7 protein-coding genes are annotated in these 5,641 nt (G+C 75.1%); all 7 read right to left on the reverse strand.

Going from position 1 to position 5,641, the window contains the following annotated elements; genetic code table 11:
- Window positions 1-95: 95 nt before the first annotated feature.
- Window positions 96-788 (reverse strand): hypothetical protein, encoded by a 693-nt coding sequence (locus HMPREF3099_RS02650; protein WP_141761949.1) that lies wholly within the window; start codon window positions 786-788, stop codon window positions 96-98.
- A gap of 11 nt (window positions 789-799) precedes the next feature.
- The gene (gene mutM, locus HMPREF3099_RS02655; protein WP_070703699.1) at window positions 800-1,693 is read right to left on the reverse strand and encodes a bifunctional DNA-formamidopyrimidine glycosylase/DNA-(apurinic or apyrimidinic site) lyase; all 894 of its coding nucleotides are present in this window, start codon (window positions 1,691-1,693) and stop codon (window positions 800-802) included.
- Between the two features lies 1 nt (window position 1,694).
- Complete coding sequence (gene rnc / locus HMPREF3099_RS02660) at window positions 1,695-2,450, reverse strand: ribonuclease III (protein WP_070703701.1); 756 nt, start codon at window positions 2,448-2,450, stop codon at window positions 1,695-1,697.
- Entirely contained in the window at window positions 2,447-3,007 is a 561-nt protein-coding gene (locus HMPREF3099_RS02665; protein ID WP_181443176.1) for a YceD family protein, read from the reverse strand. Before HMPREF3099_RS02665 ends, rnc begins: the two co-directional genes overlap by 4 nt.
- A gap of 81 nt (window positions 3,008-3,088) precedes the next feature.
- A complete protein-coding gene (gene coaD, locus HMPREF3099_RS02670) occupies window positions 3,089-3,559 on the reverse strand; it encodes a pantetheine-phosphate adenylyltransferase (RefSeq protein WP_070703705.1) in 471 nt (156 codons plus the stop codon).
- The gene (rsmD, locus tag HMPREF3099_RS02675) at window positions 3,556-4,161 is read right to left on the reverse strand and encodes a 16S rRNA (guanine(966)-N(2))-methyltransferase RsmD (RefSeq protein WP_083323427.1); all 606 of its coding nucleotides are present in this window, start codon (window positions 4,159-4,161) and stop codon (window positions 3,556-3,558) included. Before rsmD ends, coaD begins: the two co-directional genes overlap by 4 nt.
- The coding region (locus HMPREF3099_RS02680) for an ATP-dependent DNA helicase RecG (RefSeq protein ID WP_141761948.1) at window positions 4,161-5,641 on the reverse strand (1,481 nt) is incomplete at its 5' end. The genes rsmD and HMPREF3099_RS02680, both read right to left, overlap by 1 nt.

Raw genomic sequence — 5,641 nt, forward strand, 5'->3', positions numbered from 1 at the left:
AGGCACCCGGGACGACGGGGTGGGGTGGGGTCGGGGATCAGCACGCCCCCACTGTCACAGCCCCGGCCGGTGCCCGCACCCCGGACGACGCGCGCTCAGGGCAGAACCGAGATCTTCTGCCAGATGCGCGCCGCCAGGTCGCTGGCCAGCGACTCCACGTCCGAGACCGTGTCCAGCACCACGTCGTCGCCCGAGGCCTCGGCGCACAGGGCGGCCACCTTGCCCACCATCGAGAGCATCTCGGCGCAGTAGTCCAGGTAGTGCGCCATCTCCTCGCGGGTCATGGGGTCGCGCACCGAGGCGCCGGTGGGCACGTAGTCGGCGCGCAGGTGCTCGGGGTCCTTGGTCACCTGGTGCATGTCGATGACGTGCGCCGTGGACCGCAGCCGGTGCAGCAGCCCGAGCATGCGGGAGCGCTCGTGGCGTGCGGGCGCCATCATGAGGAACCAGATGGCCAGGGCCGAGAACACGAGGTCGTTGACGCCGGTCTCCAGCAGGGCCAGCAGGTCGGCCGGCTCTCCCAGGCCGTCGGCGCGCAGGTCGAGCACCACCTGCCCCACCACCACGGCGGTGGCCACGGCCAGAGCGGCGGCCAGCAGGCCGGTCACCCAGCGCATCACCCGCAGCCGCAGGCGGCTGGAGTCCGAGGTGTCCTCCACCTCGTCGGCCAGGGAGCGCAGGTGGTCGGCCACGCCGGCCAGGGAGCGCTCGGGGAAGCGGGCGCGGATGCGGCGGGCCAGCCGGTCGATGGAGGCCTGCACCGCATCGGCCTCGAGGTGGTCGGACACCCACTCGCCACTCACCGGACGTCCCCCTTCGGCGCGTGGCGCGGGCGGGTCTGGCAGGCGGGGCACCAGTGGGAGCTGCGGCCGTCGAAGGGCGAGCGCAGCACCGTGGCGCCGCACCGCGGGCAGGGACGGCCCTGCTGGCCGTAGACCGCCAGGCGGCGGTCGAAGTAGCCGCTGGCGCCGTTGACGTTGACGTAGAGGGCGTCGAACGAGGTGCCGCCCTGCTCGAGGGCCTCGGCCATGACGTCCTGCAGGTGGCCGATGAGGCGGCGCGCGGCCGGGCGGGTCAGCGCGGTGCCGGGGCGCTCCCCGTGCACGCCGGTGCGCCACAGCGCTTCGTCGGCGTAGATGTTGCCCACGCCGCTGACGAGACCTTGGTCGAGCACGGCGCGCTTCACCGGGCCACGGCGCGTCACCAGCCGGGCGGCCACGACCTCGGCGTCGAAGACGGCCTCGAAGGGGTCGGGCGCGATGTGGGTGGTGCTCGCCGGCACCCCGCCGGGGTGGTCGCCGCCGAAGGGGTCGGTCACCAGCGGCTCGACGGACCACCCGCCGAAGGTGCGCTGGTCGGCGAAGCGCAGCGAGGGGCCCTCGTCCTCGAAGTCGAGGCGGGCGTGCTCGTGGCGCACCGCCGGGTCGTCCGGGGGCAGCACGAGCATCTGGCCGCTCATGCCCAGGTGGGTCACCAGCGCCGAGGCGTCGTCGAGGGCGAGCCAGAGGAACTTGCCGCGCCGCTCGGCCGAGGTGGGCGTGCGCCCGGTGAGGCGCTCGGCCAGGGCCGCGGCCCCACCTGCGTGGCGCCGGGCCACGCGTTCGCCGCGCACCTCGGCCACTGCGATGCGGCGGCCCACCACGTGGTCGGCCAGACCGGCGCGGACGACCTCGACCTCGGGGAGCTCAGGCACCTCAGGCGACCTCGGAGGACGCGGCCGGGGCGCCACCGTCCTCACCCGCATCGCCCTGGGGGTTCAAGTGCTCCCAAGCCGCCTCGGCGGCCATCATCTCCGCGGCCTTCTTGGTGCGCCCGGTGCCGGTGCCCACCGGCTCCCCGCCGAGCAGGGCCGTGGCCTCGAAGACCTTGGCGTGGTCCGGGCCGGAGTCGGTGATGCGGTACTCCGGCAGCCCCAGACCGCGCGCGGAGCCGAGCTCCTGGAGGCTGGTCTTCCAGTCCAGCGCGGCGCCCATCGTCTGCGAGCGCTCCATGAGTTCGTCGAGCAGGTGGTGCACCACGGTGGTCGCTGCCTCGAGCCCCACCGAGAGGTACACCGCCCCGATGACGGCCTCCACCGCGTCGGCGAGGATCGAGTTCTTCTGCCGCCCGCCGGAGCCCTCCTCGCCCCGGCCGAGGCGGAAGTAGCTGCCCAGCTCCAGGCGGCCGGCCTCGCCGCCGAGGGCCCGGGCGCTCACCACGGCGCTGCGCAGCTTGGCCAGCTCGCCCTCGGGCAGGTCCGGGTTGGAGCGGTACAGGTGGTTGGTCACCACCAGGCCCAGCACGGAGTCCCCGAGGAACTCCAGGCGCTCGTTGTGCGGGGCGTCGTCGTTCTCGTAGCTGTACGAGCGGTGCGTCACCGCCCGCAGCAGCAGGTCCTCGTCCACGCGGGCACCGACCACCTCCTCGAGGCGGTCGGCCAGCTCGGAGACGGGTCGTGCGGCCGGGCTCACTGGTCGTCGGAGCGGGTCAGGTCGGCCAGGGCGGCCCAGCGGGGGTCGAGCTCCTCGTGGGCATGGTCCGGGTCGTCGGCCAGCCGCTCGCCGCAGCGGTCGCACAGGCCGGGGCAGTCCTCGGAGCAGACCGGCTGGAACGGGAAGGTGGGCACCACGGCGTCGCGCACGGCGGGCTCGAGGTCCATGAGGTCGCCCTCCATCTCGCGGACGTCCTCCTGGGTCTCGGGGTCCACCTCCTCGCCGTCCTCGCGCCCCCCGGGCCACACGTAGAGCACCTGGAAGTCGGTGTCCACGGGCTCGTCGAGGTCGGTGAGGCAGCGCACGCAGTTGCCGCGCGCGGTGGCGGTCACGGTGCCGGAGGCCAGGACCCCGTCCACGAGGGACTCCAGACGCAGGTCGAGCCCCAGCGGCGAGCCGGGCTCCACCGCCATCACGTCGGTGCCGATGCCCTCGGGGGCCGGGACCTCGAACTCCCCGGACTCGGTGGTGCCGGCGCGGCGTCCGAAGCTGCGCAGGTCGAGGGCGAGGGGGTGCCGACGGTCGAGCTCGATCATGCGGCCCATCGTCCCACAGGGCACCGACGACCTCGCCGGTCAGGCGCTGTGCCCCGGCCCTCCCCCACGGCGCCGTCGCGCTCAGGCGCGGGCCGCGAGCGCCGCCAGCACCGGGGCCGGCACGAGGTCGGAGACGTCGCCCCCGCCGGCCGAGATCTGCCGCACCAGGGTGGAACTCACGTGCGCCACCTCGCCGGAGGCGGGCAGCAGCAGCGTCTCGATGCCCGACAGGTGCCGGTTCATGGCCGCCATCGGCTGCTCGTAGGCGTAGTCGGTCTCGCTGCGGATGCCCTTGACCACCACGTCGGCGCCGACCGCGCGGACCACGTCCACGAGCAGGCCGGTGTGGGCGGAGACCTCCACCCCGGGCAGGTCTCCCACGGACTCCTCGATGACGCGCACCCGCTCGGCCACGGGCAGCATGCCGGTCTTCTCCGGGTTGTGCACCACCGCCACCACCGTGCGGTCGTAGAGGGCGGCGGCGCGGCGCACCACGTCGAGGTGGCCGTTGGTGAGCGGGTCGTAGGAGCCGGGCAGCAGGGCGGTGGTCACGCCTCCATCGTGTCATCCGGCTCGGCGAACCACAGGGTGGTCTCCCCGTGGTCGCGGCGGCGGAAGCGCCGAAGACCGGCCGGCCAGGTGGGCTCGGGGCTGCGCGAGGAGCGCTCCACCACCACCACGGCGGCCGGGGCCAGCCAGTCCTCGGCGAGCGCCCGCAGCACGCCGGCCAGCTCCTCCTCGCCGAGGGGATAGGGCGGGTCGAGCAGCGCGAGCACCACGCGGCCGCCGTCGGGCAGGTCGGTGCCCTCACCCACGAGGGGCGCGCGCCCGGCCTCGAGGAAGGCCTGCACGCCACGCCGGTGCACGCTCACGGCCCCGCCCACGCCCAGGGCCCGGACGTTCTGCTGCGCCACCCGTGCCGCGGGCGCCGCCTGGTCCACGCAGTCCACCCGTCGCGCGCCCCGGCTGGCGGCCTCGAGCCCCAGCGCGCCGGACCCGGCGAAGAGGTCGAGCACCCACGCGTCGCGCAGCACCCCCTCGTGCTCCAGGGCGGCGAAGAGCGCCTCGCGCACCCGGTCGCTCGTCGGGCGGGTGTCGGCGCCCCGCGGTGCCTCGATGCGGCGGCCCCCGTGGGCCCCGGCGATGATCCTCATCAGCTGCGCTCCAACCAGGCGGCACTCTCGTCACGGGCGGCCACCGCGCGGGCCAGCGGCTCCCACGCGGTGAGCTCGGGGTCCTGCTCCACGTACGCCCGGGCGGCCTCGCGCGCCTGGCCGATGAGCTCGGCGTCGTGCAGCACGCGCACGTACTCCAGTCCCGAACGGCCGCTCTGCGCAGCACCGAGCACGTCGCCCTCGCGGCGCATCTCCAGGTCGGCCCGGGCCAGCTCGAACCCGTCGGTCGTGGACGCCACGCGCTCCAGCCGCTCGTGGGTGGGGCCGGTGGCCACGTGCGTCATGAGCAGGCACAGGCCGGGGTGCCCGCCACGCCCGATGCGGCCGCGCAGCTGGTGCAGCTGGGCGATGCCGAACCGGTCGGCGTCCACCACGAGCATCACCGTGGCGTTGGGCACGTCCACGCCCACCTCCACCACGGTGGTGGCCACGAGCACGTCCACCTCGCCGGCGGCGAAGGACGACATCACGGTGTCCTTCTGGTCGGTGGGCATGCGGCCGTGCACCATCTCCACCCGGACCCCCCGCCCGCCGAGTTTCTCCCGGGCGGTCACGAGCAGGTCCTCGACGCCCACCGCGGGCGGGCGCGGCTCGGCCACGGGCGCGTCGGGGTCGACCAGCGCGGGCTGCCCGGGCACCTCGCGCACGTCGCCCCGTGCCGGGTCGTCGTCCGTCGCGGGGGACTCCTCCTCGGCGGTGTCGATGCGGGAGGCCACCACGAACGCCTGGCGCCCGGCCGCCACCTCCTCGGCGATGCGGTCCCACGCCCGCTCGGTCCACACGACGTTGTCGGCCGGCACCACGTGCGTGGCCACCGGCTGCCGGCCTGCGGGCAGCTCGTCGAGCACCGAGACGTCCATGTCGCCGAACACCGTCATGGCCACGGTCCGCGGGATCGGCGTGGCGGTCATGACCAGCAGGTGCGGGGGCGGGTCGGCCTTGGCCCGCAGCGCGTCACGCTGCTCCACGCCGAAGCGGTGCTGCTCGTCGATGACCACCAGGGCCAGGTCGGCGAAGGTCACCGAGTCCTCCAGCAGCGCGTGGGTGCCCACGAGCACGTCCACCTCGCCGGCCAGAGTGTCCAGCAGCACCTTCTGCCGCTGCGAGGCCGTCATGGAGCCGGTGAGGAGCCGCACCTCCACGCCCCCGGCGAGCCGGCCCGCGGTGGCGAGGTCGCCCAGCGCCCGCACGAGGCCGCGGTGGTGCTGGGTAGCCAGGATCTCGGTGGGGGCGAGCATCGCGGCCTGCCCGCCGGAGTCCACGGCCTGCAGCATGGCCCGCAGCGCCACCATCGTCTTGCCCGAGCCGACGTCTCCCTGCAGCAGCCGGTGCATCGGGTGGGTGTGCCCCATCTCCTCGGCGATCTCGCGCCCCACCCGCTCCTGCGCGGCGGTGAGCGCGAACGGCAGGGCGGCGTCGAAGCGGGCGGCCACGCCGCCCTCGCGCCGCGGACGCGGCG

It is taken from the genome of Kytococcus sp. HMSC28H12, assembly GCF_001816045.1.
Classification (GTDB): Bacteria; Actinomycetota; Actinomycetes; order Actinomycetales; family Dermatophilaceae; genus Kytococcus; species Kytococcus schroeteri.

Excerpts from the sequence above, each read along its gene's own strand:
- HMPREF3099_RS02665 (WP_181443176.1), bottom strand. The coding sequence starts at position 3,007 with ATGATCGAGCTCGACCGTCGGCACCCCCTCGCCCTCGACCTGCGCAGC.
- rsmD (WP_083323427.1), bottom strand. The coding sequence starts at position 4,161 with ATGAGGATCATCGCCGGGGCCCACGGGGGCCGCCGCATCGAGGCACCG.